Source organism: Nesterenkonia xinjiangensis (assembly GCF_013410745.1).
Taxonomy (GTDB): Bacteria; Actinomycetota; Actinomycetes; order Actinomycetales; family Micrococcaceae; genus Nesterenkonia; species Nesterenkonia xinjiangensis.
The window spans coordinates 121,802-147,080 of record NZ_JACCFY010000001.1; the positions used below are offsets into that span (position 1 = coordinate 121,802).

General features: G+C 67.9%; 27 protein-coding genes and 1 tRNA gene. 13 read left to right on the forward strand and 15 right to left on the reverse strand.

The features are described from left to right. The 5 genes from HNR09_RS00565 to HNR09_RS00585 all read right to left on the reverse strand — a co-directional run bounded on the left by HNR09_RS00565 (position 1) and on the right by HNR09_RS00585 (position 4,288). On the reverse strand, positions 1-1,251 hold the full coding sequence (locus HNR09_RS00565; protein ID WP_179540278.1) for an MFS transporter: 1,251 nt from the start codon (positions 1,249-1,251) through the stop codon (positions 1-3). Between the two features lie 310 nt (positions 1,252-1,561). Beyond that, positions 1,562-1,637 (reverse strand) — tRNA-Arg (locus HNR09_RS00570). Positions 1,638-1,687: 50 nt separating this feature from the next. After that, entirely contained in the window at positions 1,688-2,020 is a 333-nt protein-coding gene (locus HNR09_RS00575; protein ID WP_179540279.1) for an antibiotic biosynthesis monooxygenase family protein, read from the reverse strand. 69 nt (positions 2,021-2,089) lie between these two features. Continuing rightward, positions 2,090-3,109 (reverse strand): Rv2578c family radical SAM protein, encoded by a 1,020-nt coding sequence (locus HNR09_RS00580; protein ID WP_179540280.1) that lies wholly within the window; start codon positions 3,107-3,109, stop codon positions 2,090-2,092. A gap of 60 nt (positions 3,110-3,169) precedes the next feature. Then, positions 3,170-4,288 (reverse strand): putative sulfate exporter family transporter, encoded by a 1,119-nt coding sequence (locus HNR09_RS00585; RefSeq protein WP_179540281.1) that lies wholly within the window; start codon positions 4,286-4,288, stop codon positions 3,170-3,172. Positions 4,289-4,492: 204 nt separating this feature from the next. Here HNR09_RS00585 and HNR09_RS00590 point away from each other — a divergent pair, with 204 nt between their 5' ends. The 4 genes from HNR09_RS00590 (at position 4,493) to HNR09_RS00605 (ending at position 8,547) form a co-directional block, all read left to right on the forward strand. Continuing rightward, positions 4,493-5,203 (forward strand): NUDIX hydrolase, encoded by a 711-nt coding sequence (locus HNR09_RS00590; RefSeq protein ID WP_343047388.1) that lies wholly within the window; start codon positions 4,493-4,495, stop codon positions 5,201-5,203. Continuing rightward, positions 5,200-6,471, forward strand: coding sequence for a quinolinate synthase NadA (nadA, locus tag HNR09_RS00595; protein ID WP_179540283.1), 1,272 nt, complete (start codon positions 5,200-5,202; stop codon positions 6,469-6,471). The genes HNR09_RS00590 and nadA overlap by 4 nt, the downstream gene beginning before the upstream one ends. Before the next feature lie 68 nt (positions 6,472-6,539). Then, on the forward strand, positions 6,540-7,382 hold the full coding sequence (gene nadC, locus HNR09_RS00600; RefSeq protein WP_179542929.1) for a carboxylating nicotinate-nucleotide diphosphorylase: 843 nt from the start codon (positions 6,540-6,542) through the stop codon (positions 7,380-7,382). 10 nt (positions 7,383-7,392) lie between these two features. Beyond that, on the forward strand, positions 7,393-8,547 hold the full coding sequence (locus HNR09_RS00605; RefSeq protein WP_179540284.1) for a cysteine desulfurase family protein: 1,155 nt from the start codon (positions 7,393-7,395) through the stop codon (positions 8,545-8,547). 19 nt (positions 8,548-8,566) lie between these two features. On the opposite strand, the gene HNR09_RS00610 is transcribed toward HNR09_RS00605, so the two are convergent. Next, positions 8,567-9,112, reverse strand: coding sequence for a hypothetical protein (locus HNR09_RS00610; RefSeq protein ID WP_179540285.1), 546 nt, complete (start codon positions 9,110-9,112; stop codon positions 8,567-8,569). Positions 9,113-9,182: 70 nt separating this feature from the next. On the opposite strand from HNR09_RS00610, the gene mgrA reads away from it, so the two are divergent. Then, positions 9,183-10,232 (forward strand): L-glyceraldehyde 3-phosphate reductase, encoded by a 1,050-nt coding sequence (mgrA, locus tag HNR09_RS00615; RefSeq protein WP_179540286.1) that lies wholly within the window; start codon positions 9,183-9,185, stop codon positions 10,230-10,232. A 9-nt stretch (positions 10,233-10,241) separates the two neighbouring features. Here the strand turns inward: mgrA and HNR09_RS00620 are convergent, their stop codons facing one another. The 4 genes from HNR09_RS00620 to HNR09_RS00635 all read right to left on the reverse strand — a co-directional run bounded on the left by HNR09_RS00620 (position 10,242) and on the right by HNR09_RS00635 (position 13,446). Then, positions 10,242-10,676: an ASCH domain-containing protein gene (locus HNR09_RS00620; RefSeq protein WP_246348970.1), complete on the reverse strand. Its 435-nt coding sequence runs from the start codon at positions 10,674-10,676 to the stop codon at positions 10,242-10,244. A gap of 19 nt (positions 10,677-10,695) precedes the next feature. Continuing rightward, complete coding sequence (locus tag HNR09_RS00625) at positions 10,696-11,391, reverse strand: HAD-IA family hydrolase (RefSeq protein ID WP_179540288.1); 696 nt, start codon at positions 11,389-11,391, stop codon at positions 10,696-10,698. A gap of 131 nt (positions 11,392-11,522) precedes the next feature. Then, on the reverse strand, positions 11,523-11,981 hold the full coding sequence (locus HNR09_RS00630; RefSeq protein WP_179540289.1) for a hypothetical protein: 459 nt from the start codon (positions 11,979-11,981) through the stop codon (positions 11,523-11,525). Between the two features lie 52 nt (positions 11,982-12,033). Then, complete coding sequence (locus tag HNR09_RS00635; protein WP_179540290.1) at positions 12,034-13,446, reverse strand: FAD-binding oxidoreductase; 1,413 nt, start codon at positions 13,444-13,446, stop codon at positions 12,034-12,036. A gap of 212 nt (positions 13,447-13,658) precedes the next feature. On the opposite strand from HNR09_RS00635, the gene HNR09_RS16295 reads away from it, so the two are divergent. Beyond that, a complete protein-coding gene (locus tag HNR09_RS16295) occupies positions 13,659-14,798 on the forward strand; it encodes a helix-turn-helix transcriptional regulator (protein ID WP_281366330.1) in 1,140 nt (379 codons plus the stop codon). A gap of 105 nt (positions 14,799-14,903) precedes the next feature. Here the strand turns inward: HNR09_RS16295 and HNR09_RS00645 are convergent, their stop codons facing one another. Both HNR09_RS00645 and HNR09_RS00650 read right to left on the reverse strand, forming a co-directional pair. Beyond that, on the reverse strand, positions 14,904-15,653 hold the full coding sequence (locus tag HNR09_RS00645; protein WP_179540291.1) for a phosphotransferase family protein: 750 nt from the start codon (positions 15,651-15,653) through the stop codon (positions 14,904-14,906). Positions 15,654-15,912: 259 nt separating this feature from the next. Then, on the reverse strand, positions 15,913-16,512 hold the full coding sequence (locus tag HNR09_RS00650) for a TetR family transcriptional regulator (RefSeq protein ID WP_179540292.1): 600 nt from the start codon (positions 16,510-16,512) through the stop codon (positions 15,913-15,915). 60 nt (positions 16,513-16,572) lie between these two features. Between HNR09_RS00650 and HNR09_RS00655 the strand changes: the two genes are divergently transcribed. Then, entirely contained in the window at positions 16,573-17,469 is an 897-nt protein-coding gene (locus tag HNR09_RS00655; protein ID WP_179540293.1) for an oxidoreductase, read from the forward strand. Between the two features lie 152 nt (positions 17,470-17,621). Beyond that, positions 17,622-17,771, forward strand: a complete 150-nt coding sequence (locus HNR09_RS00660) for a hypothetical protein (protein WP_179540294.1) — start codon at positions 17,622-17,624, stop codon at positions 17,769-17,771. Between the two features lie 235 nt (positions 17,772-18,006). On the opposite strand, the gene HNR09_RS00665 is transcribed toward HNR09_RS00660, so the two are convergent. Genes HNR09_RS00665 through HNR09_RS00675 form a run of 3 tightly spaced genes read right to left on the reverse strand, consistent with a single transcriptional unit; the run spans position 18,007 to position 20,674 of the window. After that, positions 18,007-18,927, reverse strand: coding sequence for a cupin domain-containing protein (locus HNR09_RS00665; protein WP_179540295.1), 921 nt, complete (start codon positions 18,925-18,927; stop codon positions 18,007-18,009). Next, a complete protein-coding gene (gene gshB, locus HNR09_RS00670; protein WP_179540296.1) occupies positions 18,897-19,949 on the reverse strand; it encodes a glutathione synthase in 1,053 nt (350 codons plus the stop codon). The genes HNR09_RS00665 and gshB overlap by 31 nt, the downstream gene beginning before the upstream one ends. 53 nt (positions 19,950-20,002) lie before the next feature. Further along, complete coding sequence (locus tag HNR09_RS00675) at positions 20,003-20,674, reverse strand: glutathione S-transferase family protein (RefSeq protein ID WP_179540297.1); 672 nt, start codon at positions 20,672-20,674, stop codon at positions 20,003-20,005. A gap of 549 nt (positions 20,675-21,223) precedes the next feature. On the opposite strand from HNR09_RS00675, the gene HNR09_RS16015 reads away from it, so the two are divergent. The 5 genes from HNR09_RS16015 (at position 21,224) to HNR09_RS00700 (ending at position 24,949) form a co-directional block, all read left to right on the forward strand. After that, a complete protein-coding gene (locus tag HNR09_RS16015; RefSeq protein ID WP_246348667.1) occupies positions 21,224-21,970 on the forward strand; it encodes an Atu4866 domain-containing protein in 747 nt (248 codons plus the stop codon). Further along, positions 21,967-23,367, forward strand: coding sequence for an amidohydrolase family protein (locus HNR09_RS00685; protein WP_179540298.1), 1,401 nt, complete (start codon positions 21,967-21,969; stop codon positions 23,365-23,367). The genes HNR09_RS16015 and HNR09_RS00685 overlap by 4 nt, the downstream gene beginning before the upstream one ends. A 245-nt stretch (positions 23,368-23,612) precedes the next feature. Continuing rightward, complete coding sequence (locus tag HNR09_RS00690) at positions 23,613-23,843, forward strand: hypothetical protein (RefSeq protein ID WP_179540299.1); 231 nt, start codon at positions 23,613-23,615, stop codon at positions 23,841-23,843. Positions 23,844-23,881: 38 nt separating this feature from the next. After that, positions 23,882-24,016 carry an Atu4866 domain-containing protein gene (locus tag HNR09_RS16555; RefSeq protein ID WP_378939138.1) on the forward strand — a complete coding sequence of 45 codons (135 nt, stop codon included), beginning with the start codon at positions 23,882-23,884 and terminating at the stop codon, positions 24,014-24,016. 102 nt (positions 24,017-24,118) lie between these two features. After that, positions 24,119-24,949: a helix-turn-helix domain-containing protein gene (locus tag HNR09_RS00700; protein ID WP_179540301.1), complete on the forward strand. Its 831-nt coding sequence runs from the start codon at positions 24,119-24,121 to the stop codon at positions 24,947-24,949. The last annotated feature ends 330 nt before the right edge of the window (positions 24,950-25,279 follow it).

Consider the following 25,279-nt stretch of genomic DNA (forward strand, 5'->3'; position numbering starts at 1 on the left):
TCAACGACTCATCCGGTCCGCGGCGCCGGACGTCGAGGTCGCGGCCTGTCCCTGCGGGAAGGTGGCCAGAGGGTCGCCGGCGGCGACGTCGTGAACGCGGAGCCGGTCCCCTCCCCGCTCCGGCACGCCGCTGCGCCGAGAGATCATCAGCAGCACCAGACCTGCGACCACGCTGACTGCCGAGACCATGGTGGCGAACATCAGAGGTGACGTGTAGGTCACCAGGATCCCGCCCACGGCAGGACCCAGCGCGATGCCGATGATGTAGATGGTGGAGACGAGCACTCCGACTCGCCCCGAGACGTCCATGCGAGCGGCCAGCCCCAGGACCAGCACCAGGGCCGCGCCGTAGGCCAGCCCCCAGGCGACGTTGGCGGCGAGGAAGACTGGCGCGGCGGTGGAGGAGACGATGAGGAACTTCGCCGTGCTGCTGAGGACCAGGATGCCGAAGATCGACAGGGAACGTCCGATCCGCGCCAGCACCAGCGGCGCGACGACGGCGCCGGTGAGGCCACCGATGATCTGCAGGGAGATCACCACGGAGGACTGCCCCGGCGACAGCCCCACGTTCTGGACGGCGAGGATCTCGAGCATGGCGTAGACCATGTCTTCGGAGAGCGACCAGAGGCCGAAGACCGCGGCCAGCAGGATCGCGGCGGGGGTGAAGGGCAGGAGCCTGCCGGTGGGCTTCTCCTGGACGGGCAGGTTCGGCAGGCCTCCGGCGGCGAACAGGCCCGCCGCCCCCAGCAGTGCGAGCACGGTCAGCAGGTGCTGCAGGTCGTTGCCCAGCAGAGGAACGACGGCCAGCAGCAGGGCCGCGCCCGCGCGATTGACGATCGTGACCATAGTGGTGGTCTTGTCCGGGTTCATCGTGACGGCAGTGGACGCGATGCCGGCCGCCATCACCACCCCGCAGCTGATGCCGCCGATGATGACACCGACCTGCACCACGGAGGGTGTCAGCACCGCCGCCGCGCTGCCGAAGCCGATCACCATGCCTGTCAGCCCTGTGCGCGCGACCGTGGCGCGGTCTCCGCGGGCGACGAACCTGTTGGCGGCGAAGAGCCCGGTGGCCGTGCCCAGGGACATCAGGGTCACGAGATTGCCCGCATGAGCCACTGTGAAGCCCAGGTCGTTCACCAGCGCACCGATCAGGACTGGCACGAGGTTGGCGGCCAGGTAGGCCAGGACAAGGGTGCCGATGAACGACACGACCACTCGGGGAGCCAGCCGGGGCGCGGATGCAGACATGCGGGTCTCCTCGAACGATGGGCCCCATTAAATGAACGGGATTCGTTATCTTTGTAACCCGGGTCACATCGGCCTGTCAAGCGGCAGAGCCTGGAGGCCGAGCACAGTTGGGCTCGACGCAGCATCTGACTCTGCGCATACGCAGAGTCAGATGTCAGAGAGTCAGATGTCGGAGAAGCGAGGGAGTCCAGCGCACGAGGGGCGGCGGGGACCAGTGCCGTCGTCGCACATCAGAGACGAGGGACGAGCACCGCCACCGGAGACGAAAAAGTGCTGGGACATCGACGAATCGATGTCCCAGCACTTCCAGTGGTGCCCCCTGCAGGATTCGAACCTGCGGCCTTCTGCTCCGGAGGCAGACGCTCTATCCCCTGAGCTAAGGAGGCGGGGCCAGGTCAGCATTGCTGACGTTCTGACCTCGCTAGATTACCAGTCCTCAGCCGGTGACCGAAATCTGATAGGTCCACAGCTCAGAGGACATGCCCACCGCCGGACGCGCCTGCTCGCCTTCATCGCTGGAGTCAGCGTCGCCGCCCTGGGCATGGGAGCGCCGGAAGTGCGCGGAGCTCCGCCAATTCTCGAAGTCCTCCTCAGAGGCCCACCGAGTGACCACGAGCCACACGTGTCGACCGTCGGTCGGCTGGAGCAGCTCGAAGCCTTCGAATCCGGGAGTGCCCTCCATGGACCCGTGGCGGGCGGCAAAACGGTGACCGAGCTCCTCGCCGGACTCCTCGGGCACGGTGATCGCGTTGATCTTGATGACGCTCATGCGCCCATTGTGGCAGCAGATCGTCGCACCCGTTCGCAGATGTCACCCAAAACTCCCCGAACCTTGGCTTCAGAACAGCGCAGGCTGATGGGGACCCGGGTCCGCGGCGGGCAGGTCCGGCACCGTGCGCTCGCGCCACATCGGATCCTGTCGCCGTTCGAACCCGTGCCGGCGCCGTGCCTCCTTGGCTCGGACCCCCAGCCATTTCCGGTACTCGCTGGAAGCATAGGATCCGCCTCGGTAAATCCGCCGATAGCGTGCGACCAGCTCGGGGTACTCTCGGGCGAGCCACTGCATGTACCACTCGCGAGCCCCGGGCCGCAGGTGCAGAGCTCCCGTGGTGACGTCCACCGCCCCCGCCTCCGCCAAAGCACGGTGGAGGGCATCGAGGTGCTCCTCGGTGTCTGAGAGCCACGGCAGGATCGGCATCGCCAGCACGGTGCACTCCAGGCCGGCGTCCACGACGGACCGGATCAGGTTGAGCCGCGCCCGCGGATCCGGAGTGCCCGGCTCCACCCGTTGCTGCAGCTGCGGGTCCACCATGGCCAGCGAGACGGCCACGGACACGGGAACGTGCTGAGCAGCCTCCGTCAGCAGCGGCAGATCCCGCTTCAGCAGCGGCCCCTTGGTGAGGATGGAGAACGGCGTGCCGGATTCGGCCAGGGCGCGGATGATCCCCGGCATGAGCCGGTAACGACCCTCGGCGCGCATGTATGGATCCGAGTTCGTTCCCAACGCCACATGGTCACGCCCCCAGCTGGGCCTGGCCAGCTCGGCCCGCAGGACCTCCACGACGTTGGTCTTCACCACGATCTGAGTGTCGAAGTCCTCCCCGGAGTCGAAGTCCAGGTACTCGTGGGTCTTCCGCGCGAAGCAGTAGACGCAGCGATGCAGGCATCCACGTGTGGGGTTGATCGTCCAGCCGAACGGCATGTTCGAACCGGCCGGCACGCGGTTCAGTGCCGAACGGCTGGCGATCTCGTGGAAGGTCACACCCTCGAACTCCGGGGTGCGCACCGTGCGCAGCAGGCCCTTCATCGGCAGCAGCGCGCCGCCGTCGTCGTCGACCTTCTGACCCTGCCATCGCATGACAGTCATTCGAACACAGATTCGAACGAGTGTCGAGGGGGCACTCGCTCTGCCCTCGACTCAGAGGAGCAGGACCACTCCGATCAGCGAGACTCCCAGCGCGACCACCGTGCCGAACGCTCCCACGGCCAGGGCCGGCCCGCCTCGTCGCAGCAGCTGAGGCAGGTGGACTCCGGCGCCGATCCCCACCATGGCCATGGTCATCAGCAGGGTCGTGATGGTCCGCGCGGGATCGAGCAGGCCAGCCGGCAGATCGACCAGAGAGGCCAGCGCGGCGGCGGCCAGGAATCCCAGGATGAAGCCCGGCAGCAGCGGAGGACGGCGCCGCCCCGGCCCCGCAGTCTCACCGCTCGCGCGGGCGCCGCGACGCTCGCCGAGTCCGATGAGCACGATGATCGGGGCCAGCAGCACCACGCGGGCCAGCTTCACCATCACGGCGACCGCGAGCGCAGTGGCACCCACCATGCCGCCGGCGGCCACGACCTGGCCGACCTCATGAACTCCTGCACCGATCCAGATCCCTGCCGAGCGCTCGTCCAGTCCGAGCGGCTCGGCCAGCAGCGGCAGCGCCAGCATGACCAGGGTGCCGTAGAAGGTGACCACCGCGATCGCCATGGCCGCCGCCGAGTCCACCGCCCTGCCTGACCGGTCGCGCCCATCCCCACGATCCACGGCGGCTGCCGCCGCGGCGACGGCGGAGGCTCCGCAGATGGCGGTGCCCGTGGCGAGCATGACCGACTCCCCGCGCGGAGTCCCCAACGCCCGAGCTCCCAGCAGCGTGCCCAGAAAGGTCAGCACCACGGTGCCGACGGCGATGACCACCGCCTCCCAGCCCAGCGCGAGCATGTCCCCGAGCACGAGCTGGAGCCCCAGGAGCACGATGCTGGTGCGCAGCAGAGTCTTGGCCGCGAAGCCGAGGCCCGCCTCGAACGGGCGCGGTATCCAGCCCAGGGCACGCAGACCGATTCCCCCCAGGATCGCCAGCAGGAGTCCGGAGACCCCGGGAAGCAGCCCGCCGCCGAGATGGGCTGCGGTGGCAACGAGCAGCGCGAGGGCGACTCCCGGCATCAGCCGGCGCAGGCGCGAAGCCGCGCCCGGGCCTCGCGAGGAACCGCGGGCGGCGGAGCTGGAGCTGGCCGAGAGGCCGGCACGGCGTCGGCGTCGGGCGGGGGTGGTCACCGCGACAGTCTATGCCGCTGCGCGGATGTCGATTCGGCACCCCCTGCCGGCACTTCAGGTTGACATGACCTTATGAGGCAGAGCATAGTGTCAGAGACACCAGAAGGAGGGAGGGCAGCTGTGACGGGCCCTGCAGACAGCTCCACGGACACGACCGCTCGCCCCGCGTGGTCCACGCCGGACGCGTTCGCGTCGCCTGATGCGGTGAACCAGCATCTGGAACTGGCCGTGTCCACCGTGGTGTTCGCCCTGCGGCCGCACCCCGACGCCGAGCGCCCCACTCTGTGGCTCCCCCTGGTGCGCCGCATCCGCGAGCCCTTCCGTGGCCGCTGGGCGCTGCCGGGCGGCCCGCTGGAGGACCACCACGATCTGGCCGCCTCAGCTCGCGAGACCCTGAAGGCCACCACCGGTCTGGAACCGCGCCACCTGGAGCAGCTCTACGCATTCGGCGACGTCGACCGCTCCCCCCAGACCGACCACCGTGTGGTCTCCATCGTCTATTGGGCGCTGGTCCGCCCCGATGAGGACGCGGATGCCCATCACGGGCAGAACGTCCGGTGGTTCCCGGCCGACGAGACTCTGGCCCGACATGAGGACGGCACCGCCCCGCTGGCCTTCGACCACGGGGTGATCCTCCGGTATGCCGTGCAGCGTCTGCGGGCGAAGATCACCTACTCCCCCATCGCCCATGCCTTCCTGCCCGAGGAGTTCCCGCTGACCCGGCTCCGCGAGGTCTACGAGGCGATCCTCGGACGCGACCTGGATCCCTCCAACTTCCGCCGACAGGTGCTGGCCCAGGGTTCCGTGGAGAGCACCGGTCGTCGTATGACCGGCACCCACCACCGCCCGCCGGTGCTGTACCGCTCGGCCCCGAACCGTTCCCGCTACACGCTCACCATCGAGGAGAACCCATGAGCCTGTCCGTCCACGACCGCATCGAGCTCAAGCCCAAGGACTCCTGCAGCACCTCGCTGCCGGAGGGCCCGTGGGAGTTCGACGCCGCACCCGGCTACGGTCCGGGCGCCTCCCAGGCCGATCCCACCCCGGACCGCACCGTGCGTCCGGGCCAGCTTCCCCAGCTCTACCGGGAGCTCGACGACGACGTCCACGCCCGCATCCGTGCGGCCAAGGAGACTCTGGGCGAGAAGCTGGTGATCCTGGGCCATTTCTACCAGCGCGATGAGGTCGTCCAGTACGCCGACTTCGTGGGTGACTCCTTCCAGCTCGCCAACGCCGCACTCACCAAGCCGGAGGCTGAGACCATCGTGTTCTGCGGTGTGCATTTCATGGCCGAGACCGCCGACATCCTCTCCTCTGCCGAGCAGCGGGTCATCCTGCCCAACCTGGCCGCCGGCTGCTCGATGGCCGACATGGCCGACGAAGAGTCGGTCGAGGAGGCCTGGGAGGACATCGCCGAGGTCTACGGCTTCGACCCCGAGGATCCTCAGCCCGACGCCGAGGGGAAGCTGCCGGTGATCCCGGTGACCTACATGAACTCCTCCGCGGCCCTGAAGGCCTTCTGCGGCCGCCATGGCGGGATCGTGTGCACCTCGTCCAACGCCGCCACCGTGCTGGAATGGGCCTTCGCACGCGCCCATCGGGTGCTGTTCTTCCCCGATCAGCATCTGGGTCGCAACACTGCCAAGGCCATGGGAGTGCCGCTGGAGCAGATGCCGATGTGGAACCCCCGCCAGCCGCTGGGCGGCAACAGCGAGCAGGATCTGCTGCAGGGCAAGGTGCTGCTGTGGCATGGGTTCTGCTCCGTGCACCGCCGCTTCACCGTGGACCAGATCGAGCAGGCCCGCACCCAGCACCCAGGGGTCAGGGTCATCGTCCACCCCGAGTGCCCGATGCCGGTGGTCGACGCCGCCGACGCCGCAGGCTCCACCGATGCGATCCAGAAGTTCATCGCCGCCTCCGCCCCCGGCGACACCATCGCCGTGGGCACGGAGATCAACATGGTGAACCGCCTGGCCGCGGAGTATCCGGACCGCACGATCTTCTGCCTGGACCCGGTGATCTGCCCCTGCTCGACGATGTACCGCATCCACCCCGGATACCTCGCCTGGGTGCTGGACGAGCTCGTCGCCGGCCGCGTGGAGAACCAGATCGCGGTCGAGAGCGACGTCGCCGTCGAGGCCAAGGTCGCCCTGGACCGCATGCTCGCCGCGAAGCCGAGGTGAACACGGACATGAACTCCGTCCTGAGCTCCCCGCCCACGGCCGTGCCCCCTGTCGTCGCAGCGGATCCCTTGCTCTCCCCGACCCAGATCGAGAAGGTGGTGCGCCTCGCGTTCGAGGAGGACGTGCCGGCAGGCGACCTGACCTGCTGGGCATTCGTGCCGCAGGACGCCGTCGCCGAGGCCGCCCTGGTGGCCCGTCAGCCCGGGGTACTCAGCGGTGCAGAGGTCTTCCGCACCGCGATGACAGCACTCTCTCCTGAGGTGGACGTGACCCTCCACCGGCACGACGGCGCCCGCTTCAGCTCTGGTGACCGCCTCGCCTCAGTGCGCGGCCCGGCTCGGGCGGTGCTGACCGCGGAACGTGTGGCACTGAACCTGGTGCAGCGGATGACCGCGGTGGCGACCCTGACCGCCCGCTACGTGGACGCCGTCGCCGGCACCGGTGCCCGGATCACCGACACCCGGAAGACCACCCCAGGGCTGCGCGCCCTGGAGCGTCATGCGGTGCGCTGCGGAGGCGGCCACAACCATCGCTTCAGCCTCTCCGACGCCGTGATGGCCAAGGACAACCACATCGGGCTGGTGGAGGACCTCTCCGCCGCCGTCGCCGCAGCCCGAGCCCGCCTGCCGCACACCACCCACATCGAGGTGGAGGTGGACCGGATCGATCAGATCGAACCGGCGCTCGCCGGAGGCGCGGACACGGTCATGCTGGACAACTTCTCCGCTGCGGACCTGCGCCGCGGAGTGGAGATCATCGGCGGACGAGCCGTGGTGGAGGCCTCGGGCGGAGTGCATCTGGACACTGTGGGCGAGATCGCCGCGACCGGCGTCGACGTCATCAGCGTCGGCGCACTGACGCATGGCGTGCCAGCAGTGGATCTCGGTCTTGACCTGACCACGCAGCTCTGAGGGACCTGTCATGACACAGATCGCCGACCCCACGGCTCAGCTCTCCGCCGACGTCTACCTCGACTCCGCGGCCTCGGCCCCGGTGCGTCGTGCGGTGCTCGAGGCCATGTGGCCCCATCTGTCGGGTGAGCATGCCAATCCGTCCAGCCGCCACGAGCCCGGCATGACCGCCGGCCGGGCTCTGGAGCACGCTCGGACACGGGTCGCACACTGCCTGGGCGCCCGCCCCGGAGAGGTCATCTTCACCTCCGGCGGCACTGAGGCTGACAATGCGGCGATCAAGGGCATCGCCCTGGCCTCGCCCCGCGGCAGCCATGTGCTCATCTCCGCTCTCGAGCACCCGGCGGTCTCCGAGTCGGTGGCCTGGCTGGGCCGTCTGGGCTATGAGGTCGAGGTCCTGCCGGTCGACTCTGACGGACGAGTGGAGCCCGAGGAGCTTCGCCTCCGCCTGCGGGAGGACACCACGCTGGTCAGCGTGCAGGCCGCCAGCAACGAGGTCGGCACTGTGCAGGACATCGCAGCGCTGGCCACGATCACAGCGGAGGCGGGCGCCCCGTTCCACACCGATGCCGTCCAGGCCGCGGGCACGGAGACATTGGACGTCCGAGGTCTCGGAGTCCAGGCCCTCACTCTGGCCGGGCACAAGCTGGGCACCCCCAAAGGGGTCGGGGTGCTCTGGCTGCGGCGGCGCACGCCCTTCGAACCGCTGATCCACGGCGGGGGTCAGCAGCGCGGCCGCCGTTCCGGGACCGAGGACGTCGCCGGCGCCGTCGGCATGGCCACCGCCCTGGAGCTCGCCCGGCAGGACGACGTCGCCGCGCTTCGAGCCCGGAGGGACGTCTTCATCGCGGCGGTGGAGGACCGCGTGCCCGGCGCTCGACTGCTCGGGCACCGGAGCCGACGGTTGGCCGGTCATGCCGCCTTCGTGCTGCCCGGTCGCAGCGGCGAAGCCGTGCTGCTCGATTTGGAACGAGAAGGTGTCTACTGCTCCTCGGGCTCGGCCTGCGCCGCCGGGTCCGACGAGCCCAGCCCTGCCCTCATGGCGATGGGCGTCTCCTCGGAGCTCGCCCAGACTGCGGTGCGCTTCACCTTCGGCACCGAGGTCAGCGAGGCAGACCTGATCCGCGCCGCGGAGGCGCTGAGCCGCAGCGCGGGTCCGCGATGACGGGCTCCTCCGTGGGTACTCAGAGCTCGGCGAGCAGCGCCTTCCAGAACGGCTTCCACTGGTCGATCTCCTCGGGAGACTCCAACTTGGTGTGCTCCAATCCCAGAGTCACGCGGTCCTCCCCCTTGGCGGTGATGCCGAGGCCCACTCGGGTGCCGTCAGACAGCTTCACCCGCCAGTAGAGCCACTTGGGGGTCCTGGACGTCGATGCCGGTTCCTCGACCAGGACACCGTTGAACTCCTCGCGGTCCGCCACCAGGTTCAGCCAGGCTTCCATGGCCTCGTCCCGGCTTCCGCGATAGGTCTTGCTCGCCGACGCATGGAAGCTTCCGTCACTGGACTGCCCGGGGATGCGCAGGCCGTGCTCCTGCTCGTAAGCCACGGCGACGCCCTGGGCCCACCAACCGGCATTGTCCAGGTCCGCGGGCATGCGCGCCTCCGCCAGCTCGGCGATCTGCGGGTGCTTCATCGTCTGCGCACCCGCGTCGTCGAGCTCCTGGACCCAGCTATGCCATTCACGTGCCGTCGCCCGAGCGATGGCCGCAGTGTTCTGTGACTTCACCATGTCCTGATCGTAGTCGGCGCCCAGGCTCAGGAGTAGGCTTGTCAGCGCCAGCCGTCACGACAGGAGACCCATGAGCCACGCCCGTCATCTCGCCGCCGAGGATCGTTACGAGCACCTGGACTACCGCCGGGTCGGTCGGTCAGGGCTGGTGCTTCCGCCGCTGTCCCTGGGGATGTGGCACAACTTCGGCGACGACGTCGCCTTCCAGCGTCAGCGCGACATCGTCCGGTTCGCCTTCGACTCCGGGATCACCCATTTCGATCTGGCGAACAACTACGGTCCGCCTCCGGGGTCCGCGGAGGTCAACTTCGGGCGCCTGATGCGGGAGGACCTCTCCCCGTACCGGGACGAGCTGATCATCTCCACCAAGGCCGGCTGGAGCATGCATCCAGGACCGTACGGAGGCCCCGGCGGAAGCCGCAAATATCTGCTCTCCAGCCTGGACGCCTCTCTGGAGCGGATGGGCCTGGACTACGTGGACATCTTCTACTCGCACCGGCCGGATGCGGGCACTCCGCTCGAGGAGTCCATGGCCGCATTGGACACGGCTGTCCGCTCCGGCAGGGCGCTGTATGCAGGCATCTCCTCCTATTCGCCGGAGGACACTCGCCGGGCCACGGCCATCCTCCGGGACCTCGGCACCCCGCTGCTGATCCACCAGCCCTCGTATTCGATGTTCAACCGCTGGATCGAGCACGACGGACTGCTGGACACCGTGGAGGACGAGGGCGTGGGCGTGATCGCCTTCAGCGCCCTGGCCCAGGGCATGCTCACCGAGAAGTATCTCGACGGCGTCCCCTCGGACTCCCGCGCGGCGACGAAGCCTTCGTTCCGAGATGGGTTCCTCAGCCAGGAGAACCTCACGCGGATCCGCGCTCTGCACGCGATCGCTCAGCGGCGCGGCCAGTCGCTCGCCCAGATGGCACTGGCCTGGGCACTGCGCGACGAGCGGGTCACCTCCCTGGTGATCGGCGCCAGCCGGGTGGAGCAGCTGCAGCAGAATCTGGCGGCGCTGCGGTCCCCTGCGTTCAGCGAGCAGGAGCTGGCCGAGATCGACCAGCACGCCGTCGACGCAGGCATCGACATCTGGGGCGACGCGCGGCGCAGCACCGCCTCCTGACCCGGAGTCTCAGCGCAGCCGGAAACCGACGACGTCGACGAGGGCGTCATCCGTGATGTGCGGATAGTGCGTGCGCAGACCTGCGTGCAGCGCTTCCAGGCTGGGCGCGTTCTCCCGGCGCACGTCCTCAGGCGTCAGCTCGCCGAAGGTTCTCTGCTCGATGGTCTCGACCACGCCGTGCAGGATGCGGTAGCCCTCGGCCTCCGCGTCCTCGAAGACCATGGTCACCGGCCCGATCCGCTGGGGATCGTCGAGCCGGACCGTGACGGTCTTCCGACCTGCGGCGACGTCGTCGTGATACTGGGCGGCGAAGTGGAGGACGTTGACTCCGGTGTGGATCCGCCCGGAGACGTCGATCGCGGCGGAGGCCACGGTATGGGTGCTGCCAGGACCGAGTCCGGAGGCGGCGTCATGGGCGGCTTCGAGCACCCGGCGATCGTTCATGGTCAGCACATACGGAAGTCTATTGCACCTCGTGGGCGCTGGGCCCGTCGTCCAGCAAGACGGTGAAGCCACCGTCGTCCTCCACTGCGATCCGCAGATCGGTGAGGTCCTCCACCGCGCACGTGGGGCCGTGGGCAGCCGCGTGGGCGCCGACGCCCACGACGGGCATGCCTGCGGCGAGCCCTGCCTCCACGCCGGCTTGCGAGTCTTCGAAGACCACGCACTCTCCCGGTGCCACACCGAGCCGCTCAGCCGCCTGGAGGAAGCCCTCAGGCGAGGGCTTGCTGGCGGTCACGTCCTCAGCGGTGATGCGGTGCTCCGGAACGCGCAGCCCGGCGGCCTCCATCCGGGCGATGGCCAGGCGCGCGTCGGCCGAGGTCACCAGCGCGTGCGGCAGCTCCTGCAGCGCGTCCAAGAGCTCGGCCGCACCACCGATGGAGATTATTCCGCCGGTGTCAACGGATTCGGTGGCCAGCATCTGCTGGTTCTCGCGATGGTTCTCCTCCGCCGAGCGATCCGGAAGCAGGATCGCCATGGACTCGTGGCCCTGCCGCCCGTGGACGGTCCGCAGCACCGTGTCATGGTCCAGCCCGTGCTGGTCCGCCCAGCGCAGCCACAGCTTCTCCACGACCGCACGGGAATCCACGAGCGTCCCGTCCATGTCCAGCAGCGCGGCGCGGGCGGTGATGACGGGTGAGGGGCCGGGGGCAGCCATGGGTTCTCCTGGGGTCGAGCTGGTGAGGCGACAACGGCCATGTTCGTCACCACCCTATCCGTCTCATCCTCAGCGCGACTCCTCCCCGGCCCGCCGGCAGCAGCGCCGGTACCCCCAGGCACCTGTCGTGCTCAGCAGCGGACGTTCGGATTCGTGGGGGCGAAGATCCCGTCCGGGTTGCCCTGCCAGACCCATACGTGCAGGGTGTGGAACGGCGGTCCGCCATGGGGGTGCGGTGGATCGAACGCGGTGCCGAACAGTTCCGCCTCCTCGTCCCAGGTGGCGTACTCCACCGCCACCAGTTTGTTCCTCCCGTTCGGCAGGGGGGCGTAGACGAGGATCTCCGGGTTCAGCGGGTCGAGGTCCTCGGCGGTGGCGGCCACTCCGCGCTGATAGTGATACCCCATGTTCGGCACGCAGTCAGATACCTGCGCGTAGCCGGCGTCCATCGCGGTCCCCAGGTCGTGGTATGCGGCTGTCGCTGATCGGACCTGAGCCAGGTCCGCCTGTCCGGTCGCATCCGCCGGGCCGACGGTCGCCGCCGCCAGCAGGGCGGCGGATCCCAGCGCCATCGCTAGTCGTCGTCTCATGATCGTGTTCCTTTCCACTCGTGACGGTGTCTCCCTCACGGGTCCTCCTGCCTCAGCCCGGGCCCGCGAGCGGGATCCCGTGGCGAAACAGGTCGTGCGGGTCGAATCGACGTTTCGCAGCTCGTAGGCGATCGAGCGTGTCGGCGTCGAACGCGTGGCGAGAGGCCTGGACCCGTTCGTGCCCCTCGACGAAGTTCAGGTATCCGGGCAGCGGGGCGAGGAGCTCTTTGAGCCGCCGCCAGATCGTGGCGATACGGTGCTCCAGGTCCGTGTCCGCCACAGGATCGGTGATCAGCCCCACCAGTTCGAGCATCCGGTCGCCGTCCCGGGCACCGAAGCTGACCTCCGGATTGTCGCGCCGGATCGCGCCTCCGGCGTGCCGGGCCTCCGCGAAGAGGATCGGTGAGGGACCTTCGCCCCCGCAGACGGCCTCGACCATGGCATCCAGCACGATGCGGTCGAGCCGACTGAGCCAACGCCCGCTGGAGGCCGCCGGCAGCGGATCGACCGGGTCCATCGAGATCTCGGCCGCACGGGCAAAGGGGATGCTCGTCCAGGTGTCCATGAGAGGCGGCTTCCACGCACGCCAGGTGTCCAGCTGTCGCGGCCCCGCGTCAGCATCCGACCCAGGTGCTCCAGCCCAGCAGCCGCGCACGATCACGAAGGTCTGCCCCTGAAGAGGCGGCGGCACGATGTCCAGAGCGGGGAACGCGGTGATGTTGAACGCACTGGTCAGTTCGGCAGGCGCCTGTCCTGACCAGTCGAGGTAGCGGTCGAACACCTCGCCGGCGGCGTCAAGCGGATAGAAGAGGTTCCCGGCGTACACCTCCTCCACTGGCACCAGCGCGGTCGTCATCTCCACGACGACGCCGAGGCCGCTGCCCGCAGTCCCGCACATCGCCCAGAACAGCTCGGGCTCCTCCGCGGGCGAGGTGGTGACGATCCGGCCGTCGGCGAGGACCACACGCATCGACCGGACGGCGTCCACGGCGAGACCATGCTTGCGCGCGAGCCAGCCGAAGCCGCCACCGAGGCTGTACCCCACGGTGCCGACATGCGGGGCGGATCCCAGCAGGGGTGCCAGGCCCTGCCGCTGCGCATCCGCGAGCACCGGATTCCACGTGGTCCCCCCGCCGACCGTCGCGGTCTGCGTCTGAGGATCGACGGAGACCTGATCGAGGCCACCCGTGACGATGAGCAGGGTGCGCTCGTCGGCGGGCACGGTGACGCTGTGCCCGGTGTTCTGCACCGCCACAGTGAGATCGTGGTCGGCGGCATAGCGCACGGCATGCACGACGTCGCCTTCTGAGGTCGCGCCGACCAGGACCGCCGGACGCTGGGTCCAGGCGACGTTCCACCCGGAACACGCCTCGAGGTATTCCGTCCCGTCAGTCGGCAGCCGGACGACGCCCCGGCAGGACGCGGCGAGATGCTCGACGTCTCTGACAAAAGAATGGATGGTCATGGCGGTCCCCTGACAGTTCGGCGGAGATGTCGTGCCCCGAGCGGTGGAGGGATCCGCTGGCTCGCGGCACCTCAAGCATGGGCTCACTCCGCCCCGAGGACCATCCCCGGCCAGGAGGCGTTCTGACGGACCACACCCCCTCATCTGAGGGATGTTCTTGAGGGGCACCATCAGTGCTTGACAGCACACTCCCGCAGGATCACACTCAGGCCATGGTGCTCCTCGACACCACTCCCACCACCGCCGTCCCTCGCGGAAGGCACCGGGACAGCGCCGCCAGGCGGGTCCGGGAGGTCTGTTGCGACGCGCCGAGCACGGCGGAGCTCATCAAGGGCCTGCGCACACCGCTCCATGACGCCCTGGGGATGTCGGGGATGCTGCTGAGCGCGACCGACCCGGACACGCTCGTCCTCTCCACCGCAGCCGTCATCGAGAACCTGCCCGAGGCGATGTGTGCACCGTGGATGCACAATGAGTTCCTTGAGGCGGACTTCAACAAGTTCGCGGACCTGCACCGCAGCGCCGCCAAGGCCACGACCCTGCACCGCGTCACTCAGGGCAACCCCGAGCTGAGCCCTCGCCACAGGGACCTCAACGGTCCCATGGGCTTCGGCGCCGAGCTGCGCACCACGTTCTCCCGGCGCGGGGTCTGCTGGGGCGTGGGCAATTTCCTTCGGGAGCGCCGGGAAGAGGACTTCGCACCAGAGGATCTGGCCTGGCTGGAGCGTCTGCGTCCGGTGATCGCCGCAGGGCTTCAACGCTGCACCGTTCTCGACCTGCGATCCGACGAAGTCGACTGCGCTCCCGGAGTCGTGACGCTCGACCCGCTAGGTCAGGTGGTCTCCATGAACGACAGCGCGCCTCAACTTCTCGCTGAGCTCTGGGCGCACGCGATCGACGCCGGCCCTCAGACCAAGCTGCCGGGCGAGGCCTACATGATCGCCACGCTGACCCGCGCCCGGGCTCGGGGACATCCGAGGGCCGGGCCCCCGGTGACAAGGCTGCACGGTCGGTCCGGACGGTGGCTGACGATCCGAGGCGATCACACGCTGACTCCGGATGGACGACTCTCTTGCATCGTCCTCGTCATCGAACCGTCACGGCCCACTGAGGTCATGCCCCTGGTGGTCGCAGCCTATGGCCTCACCGCGCGCGAGCAGGAGGTGCTCGCCGAGCTGTCGAACGGCCGGCCCACCGGCGAGATCGCCACGCGGCTCTTCATCTCTGAGCATACGGTGCGCGATCACATCAGGTCTGTGCTCTCCAAGACCGGCACCGCCTCACGCGGGGAGCTGCTGAGCCTGCTGTTCCACCATCATGCTGCCCCGGCCACGCAGTTCACCCACGCCTGACTCGATGAGATCTGCCCGGACCAGGGACGCACGCTGTGGAGCGGAAGTTTCACGACGGGAAGGTGTGCCCGACGAAGCCATCACGTGGCCGGTGGCGTCCGGAGCTCAGGAGTCCAGCATCCGGGCTCGGAGCACGTCGAACTCGCACCCCGGCGCGTCCGGATCGAAGCCGTGCTCGGTCAGCCAGCGCGACGCCGTCAGGCTCCGCAGAGACCACCAGGCGCGGATCACCTCGCGATCCACATCGGCGGTGCCGTAGCCGGCGAGCAGGTCGTCCAGCCGTTCCTCGTGTCCGAGCGTCAGGATGGCGAGGTCGAACATGGCATCGCCGGGGGCGGCCTCGGACCAGTCGATGACGCCGGTGACTTCATCGCCGTCGACGAACACGTGGTCGAGCTGAAGATCACCGTGGATGAACACCGGCTTCCGCGGTCTCAGAGCGGGCTCTGCGATCTCGCGGTTGCGCCGGACCACCTCGGCCGGCAGCACGCCGTTGTCCAGCAGCCACGCACATTCCCGGTCTAGCCGGTCCGCCACATCGTCGAGCCTGCGACCCGGCCACGGCGGCAGCGGCGCCTCGTGCAGTCGGCGAACGGCGGCGCCCGCCGCAGACCACGCCGCCTGCGAGGCAGGCGACGGTTCACCGAGGACGCCGAGAGCAGCGCCCGGCACAGCGGCGATGGCGAGCACCGGAGGCTCATGCCAGAGGACCTGCGGGGTGGGGATCGGTGCCATCGCCATCGCGCGGATCTCGACGTCGGTGTGCTCCGGGTCGCCGTCGACCTTCAGGTAGACGTCTCCGACGCGCAGCGTGGCGCGTTCGTTGTGGGAGACGACGACTTCGACCTCGTCCATGCCGGCCATTCTTGCAGAGGACGATGACTCCGCGCCGGACATGCGGAAGCCCCGGCGGGGTGATCCTCGCCGGGGCTTCCGTGAACCATCGGGATGACAGGATGTGAACCTTCGAGCCCTTGGCGGATCCGGCTCATTTCCGGTCTCCGCCGAGTGTCTCGGGAACTCGCGGATTCCCTTGTGTTGACAGGGAACCGGGCGGTTCAGCGACTGTGCGGCCGGTTCCTCGGCAAGGGCTTTGCTCGGACTGGCTGCGCCTTCACAAGGGGCGCGCACCGCGCAGAAACTGTTCGGCTGCTTTGTCCACGAGCCCGTCGAGCAGTTCTCGTTTCACCATGTCGCCGTTCATCAGCGTGGCGATGCCCTGCATAGTGGCGAAAAGCACGATGCCGATCTGCTCGGGATCTCCAGCAGCGAGTTCGCCTGCTTCCTGGCCCTGCGTGATCAACTCATCCATCAAGGTGAAGGCCGGGATCGCGGCCGCTATGACGTGATCGGCGCCCGACCGATGTTTGCTGGTGAACATCAGCTCCAACAGCGCCGCGTTGTCGGTAGCGAAGCGGATGTAAGCCGCCACGGTGGCCCTTAGACGGAATCCGAAGCCCTCTTCCGCGTCAGGACTGGCCGCGCGCAGCTGCGCGTCCAGACGTTCGAAGCCCGTCACGGCAAGGGCATCGAGCAGGGCCTGTCGGTCAGGGAAGTGGCGGCGCGGCGCGGCATGGCTCACGCCGACTTCCCGGGCCAGCTCACGCAGGGACAGCTGATCGACCCCCTGCTCGCGCACGGTGCGTTCTGCAGCAACGAGCAAAGCCACATGAAGTCGCCCGTGATGGTAGGCCCGCTCGTTCGTCTCAGTCACACCCCAATTCTAAGCGATGTTGGCATTGACAACGTAGTAGGCACTGACTACATTTAATCCATGACTCCCTTTTCTCTCGCTGACATCCCTCCCATGACAGGCCGCACCGCGGTCGTCACTGGCGCGAACAGCGGGCTCGGCCGCGCCACTGCCCGCGTACTTGCAGCTAAGGGAGCACGGGTCGTGGTAGCTGTGCGAGACCTTGCCAAAGGCCGCGAGGCGGTCGCGACGATGAACGGCGCCCTCGACGTTCATCGCCTCGACCTCGCCGACCTCGCTTCGGTCCGCACGTTCGCCGAGGACCTCGACGGGCCCATCGACCTGCTCATCAACAACGCGGGCCTGATGGCCCCGCCGCTCGGGCGCACCGCGGACGGGTTCGAGGTGCAGTTCGGGACCAACCACCTCGGGCACTTCGCGCTCACCAACCTACTCCTGCCGAGAATCAGTGAGCGAGTAGTCACTGTCTCCTCCAACGGCCACCGGGCAGGCTCGATCGACTTCGAGGATCTCAACTGGGAACACCGACCGTACCGCGCGGCGAGTGCATACGGGCAGTCCAAACTGGCCAACCTGCTGTTCACCGCGGAACTGCAACGCCGACTCACAGAGGTAGGCTCACCAGTGCTCGCCACCGCCGCGCACCCTGGCATGGCGTCCACGAACTTGCTGCGCCCGCCTGGCAAGCGGCCCAGGCTCGAGGCGATCCAACGACGGATCGCCCACCTGCTAGCCCAGAGCGACGACAACGGTGCGCTGCCTTCTCTCAACGCTGCCGTGGCGGACATTCCGGGCAACAGCTACGTAGGCCCGAGCGGGTTCCTCCAAGGTCGCGGCGCGCCGAAACTGGTCACCCGCTCTCGCAAGGCCCGCGACGGCGACCTCGCACGCCGCCTATGGACAGCCTCCGAGCAGCTCACCGGCGTTGCGTTCTCCCTCACGAACGCCACCCGGTGACGAAGCGCTCATAAGTCCGCCGCTCGTCCCTCGGCTCGCCGACGTCTTCCGCGCATCCGGAACGCGGATGGGCTCCCTCGGCCGATCTGCAAGTCCTCTTCGAGCGAGATCCGGGCCGCACTCCGGTGAGGTCTTGCCCTCGGCTATGAAGGATGCCGTTCGCCCAGATTCCAGTGGCGCTGCGCCGACACCGGGTCAATGCTGTGTGGAACGACCTCGGCCGGCTGGACCCGTCGATCAAGGCCCTCAGCGCGGTCGGCCTTCAGCGCCGCAGCGGCTCCCTCCGGGTCGCGCACCGATGACCACTGACGCCCTTGATTGGCTCAGCACGCTGCGTCGTTCCCCGCCCGAGCCCCGCGTGACCCCGGTGACGATCATGTTCCGGTTGGTGAGGTCGATTCCGGCGAAGACGTCTTCGGCTGTGGAGCAGGAGGTACATCTCGCAACGATCGGATGCCGCTTCTGCGTGCCGTGGTCCGTCATGCCGCCAGCCTGGGAGCCGTGGAGCCGATGGGTATGACCGCCCGTTCCCGCTCTTTAGACGAGCGTCGGACGGCGCCCGCGGACGCGAAAATTCTGAGGGGAGACCCCTACTTCGCGCTTGAAGGCGTTCGAGAAGGCGCTCTCGGAGCCGTAACCCAGTTGGTCGGCGAGGACCCCCACCGGCACGTCGAGGTTCCGCAGAGAACGCTGAGCGAGCATCATGCGCCATCGCGTGAGGTACGCGCGCGGCGGGAGTCCTGCTGCGGTGCGGAACCGCTCAGCGAACGACGTTCGCGACATATGCGCCGCGCGAGCGAGATCGGCCAGTGACCACCGGCTGCGCGGATCTGAGTGGATCGCAGCGACGGCCGGCCGCAGCTGCTCGTCGGAGATCACGCGCAACCAACCGGGCGGCAGGTCCTCCGTTGGCGCTGGTGAGCGAAGGGCCTCGAGCAGCAGGAGCTGACTGTACTGTCGCAAGGCGAATGTCGAGCCCGCGGCGCCGCCCGTGGTCTCCTCCAGGAGGAACCGAAGGCTGCGCTGCACCCTCTGCGCCAGCGACGAGGCGCCCCGAAGGTGCATCACGGGAGGGAGGGATTCGGCAAGGACCACCTGGCCGGTCTCATCGAGATCGACGTGGCCGCCGATCACGACCTCTGCTGGTGCGCCGTCGGTCGTCAGGTCTTCGGCGTATCCGACCGGCGGCGCGACCTCGCGTATCAACCCCGTCTGTCCCCCGCCCCGCAGCTCCAGCCAGGAGCGGCCGTAGAGTACCGCCACGTCACCAGATTCGAGATTCACGGCCACCGCGTCGTCGGTCCGGAGTGTGACGCGCCCCTGCACGACTCCGATGAGTTTCAGGCGGTCACAGGTTGTGGCGCGCGTCGTCCAACGCCCATCGACCGTCATCATCCCGGACAGGGTCGCGCGCACATCGACGAGGTTCAGGAGGTCTGAGAGATGATCGGACGACACGCGTCCTCCTCTTCCACCCTCTCGGGCTGACGTGGTCGAATAGGCTGGGCCCCGGCAGCGAGCTTCTCCATGGTCCAGTCGAGGATGCGTTCGCTCGGCCTCTCATCACTCAGCCGCTCGATGTCCCGAATGCCCGTGGGGCTGGTCACGTTGACCTCGGTCAGGCGTCCGCCGATCACGTCGATGCCGACCAGAACGAGCCCGAGACATTCCAGCTCGGGGCGCAGGCGGCGACAGATCTCGAGGTCGTCGGCGTCGAGAGTTGTCGACTCGGCCATCGCTCCGACGGCGAGGTTGCATCGGAAATCTCCGGCTCCTGCCCTGCGATTGACCACCCCGACCGGCTCTCCGTCGAGGAGGAAGATCCGTTTGTCTCCCTCTGTCACGCCGGGAACGAATTCTTGGAGCACGATCTGCCGGGTTCTCTGCTCGGTGACGAGGTCGATCAGAGCCGTGAGTCCTGGATCGCCGTCGCGCATCATGATAATCCCTCGTCCGCCCGCACCGTCAAGGGGTTTGGCCACCGCCACGCGCCACCGTCCGAGCGCATCGCGGATGTCACGGACATCGGCGGTGACGACGGTGCTCGGCACGATGTCCGGGAGGTTCAGCGACGTCAGCTTCTCGTTGGCCTCGCGTAGCCCACGTGGGGCGTTCAGGACGAGCGCGCCAGCCCGCACTGCGGCGTCGAGCAAGTACGTGGCGCGCAGGTACGCGTCGTCGACCGGCGGGTCGACTCGCATGAAGACGACGTCACCCATGCCGAGCTCGAGCCTCTGCTGTTCGCCCGCCCGCCACCATCGTTCCCGCGCCGCGGAACCGCCGGCTCTGCTACGGAACGCGGGCGCGATCCGTACTGGACGAGCCCACACCGCCGAAGCGATGCCGTCGATGACCAGATCAGCCACACCGGCGACCCACACCTCAGCGTGCCGCCGCTGAGCGGCCTCCATGATCGCGACCGTCGAGTCATGGTCGGGTTGCAACGTCTCGAGCGGATCGGTGACGAAGAGTAGCCGCATTCCCTCCCCTACCGCCGAGCTCGATCGGCGGTCCCCCTCACTCGTCGTGAGCATCAGTTCTGGAAGTGTGGGGCGAGGGAGACGAGCATCTTCGCGGCGGATTCACGCACACGCATACGCTCGTACCATGCAGCTACGTGAGGCCGCTGGGGCACATTGAGCCACGTCGTGCCTTCTCCTTCGATGTTTGTCGCCATGAAGGCGAAAAGCAGGATATCGGCCATGGAGATGTCATTTCCCGCGATGAAATCCTTTCCGTCGAGGTCGTCGTCGAACTGATTCAGGCCGCGCTCGGCAAGCAGCCGATTGCTTCGCCTAGCCTCAGGCTGAAGGATGCGGTGCCCACGGTACGCGTTCTCCGCGGCCTCACTGCCGCGCCAATGGTTCACGAACGGTAAGACCACCTCGAGGTATGCGCGCCGCGTCCACATGTGAATGATGGCCCGTTCCTGCGCGGTCTCGCCGCAGAGTCTCCTGCCACCTCGTGCCATCTCGTCGAAGTAGCCGCAGATGGCAGTGATTTCGGTCAGGACCGTCCCGTCGTCGAGGCGGAGCGCCGGCACCTCGCCTCGAGCGCTAATCTCCGTGAGATAGGCACGCCGTCGGTTCTCAAGGCCCACGAGGTCGATGGTGACCACGTCGAAGTCGAGCCCTCCGCGCTCGTGAGCGAAGAGTCGGACCGTGGTCGGGTTCGGACCCGGGGCGTTGGCGTCGTAAAGGATCATGGGGGCTCCCGGTTGCAGTGGGGGTTACGCTGAATTGGCGCCGGAGACCGAGAAGAAGCATTCCTCGTCTCAAGAGATCATGTCCCGTGATGGGCGCTCTCTCACGCTAGGCCGGCCTGCCGAGCGCGACAATGCGCCTGCGTTCGCTTCATTGGCGCGGGCGTCCGGGGGAGACTCTTCGGGACGTCGGCTCACCCATCTTGGACGCTGAAGCACTCGACGAGAGCATTGAGGAACGGCAGGGGGGACGACGTTGCGTCGCCTTCCCAGGCCACACCCGGCCAGAGCGGCCCGTCTCGCCCTTATCGGAGTCATCCTCGGTGCGCACCGGCCACGCGCCCGGTTACCGGTCATTCTCGGCGTGACCGCTCTCGCGGGGATAGCGCTCGGTGTGGTCGAGCTCTTCATCTGACCGCCCTGCCCCAACCCCTTCGACCGACAGAGCCCTAGTCTGTGACGGCGGTCCACGGTATCGGCGGAGCGTGGAAGGGTGTATCGCACCCTGGGTGGATCCGGGCCTTCTCGGCGCTCTCCGGGCCCGGAAGGCTGATGGCCATGACAACGAAATTTCCTGCATTCACCGATGTCGGGCTGGCTGCCGTGCGCGCTGGCACCGGCCGGCCCCTGCTCCTGACGAACGCAACTGTTCACACTTTCGACCCTCTGATCGGCTCGATGCCTGACGCGGATGTACTCATCGGTGCAGATGTGATCGTGGGGGTGGGTCCCGGCATCGTCAACGCTGCGGAGGATGATGGCGCGGTCGTCATCGATGCGACCGGAACCATGATCTTGCCCGCTCGGCTGGACCTGGCCGCGGCGCTCGGAAGCAGAAGGCGTGGCTGTGGGGCCGGCACGCTTTCACCCGGTTCCGCAGCTGACCTGATCGTTGTCGACGATGCGCTCACCCCGAATCCAGCCGCGGCGTTGGATGTCGCGGCGACTTGTCCCGAGAGAGTACGTGCGCTCCTGATGGGCGGGGTGCCGGTGCATTGGGCGGGACTCGCCATCGGTGACGAGCGGACGAAGGATCGGCCTCTCGACCGGCGCGTGGTGGACCTGCAGCGGGTGGGAGCCTGGGTCGACACCGAGGGCTTCCTGTGTCAGGAGCTCACCGCGGACGGCCGATATGACGAGACCCGCGGCGGGCGGCCGCATGCCTTCCAGGGGCGCTACTGGGTGGACGGCGATCGCATCGACTATCTGGATGACCTGGGCTTCTGGGCCTTCGGCCGGTTCGACGGCGACACCCTCCACCACGCCGGCTACACCATGCACCGAAAGGACGACCGATGACACCCGACGGACAGCTCCTGGAAACGCTGCAGCGTTCAGCCGCAGACCCAGAACGCCGTGTCCTCTTGACGGGGGCGACCGTCGTGACGATGGACCCCGAAGTGGGGGTCATCGATCATGGCGACGTCTTCATCCAGGGCAAGCACATCGTCGAGGTCGGGCGTGACCTGCCGGTCACCGATGCGTTCGTGATCGACGTGACCGGCACCATCGTCGCCCCGGGGATGGTGGACACGCATCGGCATGCGTGGCAGGCGCAGATGCGCCGCAGCATCCCCGATGTCGACGACCTGATGGGCTACCTGCAATCCACCCTGGTACACGTCGCGCCCGCGTATGAGCCCGAGGACATCTACCTCGGCACACGTCTCGCCGCGGTCACCGCGCTCGACGGCGGCATCACCACGATGCTCGACTTCTCGCACAACTCCCGCAGTGCGGCGCACTCCGATTCCGCGATCACCGCGCTCATGGACTCGGGCATACGCGGAGTGCACGCGTCCATGGCACCGCATTTCGGCGCCTGGGACGGGCAGTGGCCGCAGGATCTCGAGCGACTGCGGACGACCTATGCGCCCACCGATGACCAGCTGGTGACCCTGCGGCTTGCGGCACTTGCCACCCCAGACATTGCCGGCGAACGCCTCACCTACGGTCCTGGGTTGGCGAAGGTCGCCAACGACCTGGACATCGGAGTCAGCCTGGACGTGATGTTCGGGCAGGCGGCGTCTGACGCCGTCGTTGACTGGGAGCAGCGAGGGCTGCTGGGGCCGCACCTCGAGTCCATCCACTGCACTGCACTGTCTCCGCATGCGTGGGCGGCAATGCGCGATCACGGCGTCACGGTCTCTCTCGCCCCCACCTCGGACGCCCAGATCGGTCTCGAAGACGCCGTTCCACCGGTGGACGACGCACTCGCTCACGGCATCCGCCCCGGACTGTCGGTGGATGTGGAGGTTGCACTCGCCTCCGACATGTTCACCCAGATGCGAACACTGCTGACCATTCAGCGCATGCGGGCGGTCAATGCCACCTACGGGACGTCCGATGAGCCCTCACGGATCACCACCCGTGACGTTCTCGACTTCGCCACCCTGTCAGGAGCGCGTACGTTGCGGCTGGACGACCGCATCGGATCCATCACGCCCGGCAAGCAGGCCGATCTCATCGTCGTCGACGCGGAAGCCATCAACACCATGCCTTTGCACGACGCCGTCGGGACACTGGTCTTGGGCGCGGATCGCGCAAACATCGTCTCGGTCTGGGTGGCTGGTCAAGTGCGCAAGTGGGACGGAGCACTCGTGGGCGTCGACGTCGAGGCGCTGCGCACGCAGGTCCATGACTCCGTGGCGGATATCGCCGGGCGTCTCGCCGAAGCGGAGCCTCGAGATCGGTGACAGTCAGGGCCAAAGAGAACGCCGACCGCCTCGCCGTTTGCGCCACACGGCTCACCGCGTCACCCGCGTCGCCGCCACGGCTGCTGCGCCGGCTCCCCTGTCGGCGTGCGTGCAGCCGAGCGGAGCGAATCCCGAGCTCTCGACGTCGCGCGCGATCTGCACGTCTCCGATGGAGTCTTGTAGAAGACGGTCGGGACCGCGAAAGCGAAGCGATCGTCGCCCATGGGGCCTACGCGGTGCCGCTCATGGTGGACAGCGCCGTGGCAGAACCAACCGACGCTCAGCGCGGGGTCGACGACGTGGTGCCCGGCAACTCCGCCACCTTCGCCCTCATCCGGCGCCCCGTCAGCGAGCCCCAGGTTCGTCAGGTGCCCATCGGCGACCCCAAGGATCTGATGGCGGCGTGTATCGACGGGCACCTGGAAGTCTGGCAAGGCAGGGCAACCGACCCGTCGGCGGACTGCCACAGCATCTGACCTCCGACGGCCGCTACGCCGGGACGTGAGGTGAGCGTATCAACGCCTACACGGGTCGGTACTGGGTGCGCGGAACAAAGATCACTGACCTGGACGCCTCGGGGTTCTGGGCCTTCGGAGAGTTACTGGGCAGCACGTTGCACCACGCAGGTTTCGTGATGGCCCGTGAATGAGCCGGCCGCCGACGTGACATTGCCGCGCCGCACCGGGGCAACATCACGGAGGAGGTGCACCACGGCCTGGCAGGCTTCGTCTCCTGCACGTACGGTCAGAAGATGACCGCAGATCTCGGCGCCTATCTGAAGACTCGTCGTGGGCAGGTTCAGCCCACCGACGTTGGACTGCACGCGCATACCCCACGCCGGGTGCCCGGCCTCCGCCGGGAGGAGGTCGCGATGCTCGCCGGCGTCAGCGTGGACTACTACGCACGCTTGGAACAAGGACGCGAACGCCACCCCTCGCCCTCGGTGCTCAACGCCCTGGCGAACGCGCTGCTCCTCGATACAGACCAGCGTGAGTACGTGTTCCGGCTCGCCGGGCTGGCACCGGCCGTCCGCACCGAGACCGCCTCGACGCCGGCACAATCACTGCGAGATCTCCTCGACGCGTGGACACAAACGCCAGCGATGATCATCGATCGTCAGCTCAACGTGCTCGCTCAGAATCAGCTCGCTATGGCTCTGTACTCGGCGTTCGCACGACCTGACAACCTCATACGAATGACGTTTCTCGATCCCGCCGGACGTCGTTTCTACGTCGACTGGGAGCGCGCCGCCGAGTCGTGCGTGGCGAGCCTGCGCTTGGCGTTGTCCCACGCGGACTGCGCCGACGATGTGCGCCGTCTGATCATCGACACCTCAGCGGGCAGTGATGTGTTCCGACGCCTATGGTCCGAGGCTCACGATGTGCGAGGGAAAGTCCACGATGCCAAAGCGTTCCGACACCCAGCTGTCGGCGAACTGGTCCTCGACCATCACGCGTTCGAGGTCCGGAGTGCACCCGGCACCCAACTCATCACCTATCACGCGACGCCTTCCTCACCCAGCGCGGAGAAACTCCAGCTGCTCGCGTCGCTGCACGCCACGCGCGGATTCGTGCGCGAGTGACACCGCCCTACGTCTGAATGTCGAGTCAGAGCCTGACCGGCCCGGAACCCAGACGCATGCGGATGGCGAGACCTGGGAGACAGTCGGTATGCGCACCTACGGTGCCGCCCGTCGTTCGGCGACGGATATCGACGTCGGCCGGATACGAGCATTGACCACCCATTCTCGGGCTCAAGCCCGGAGTGACAGCTTCCACATGAAGTTCACCCCCTCCACTGCGTCGGTGAGGGGCGCGACGACGTGGGATCAGATCGCCACCGCACTCGACCTGCCAAGCCTCACCCTGCACGGACTTCGTCACACCGGAGCAACTTGACTCGCTGATGCGGG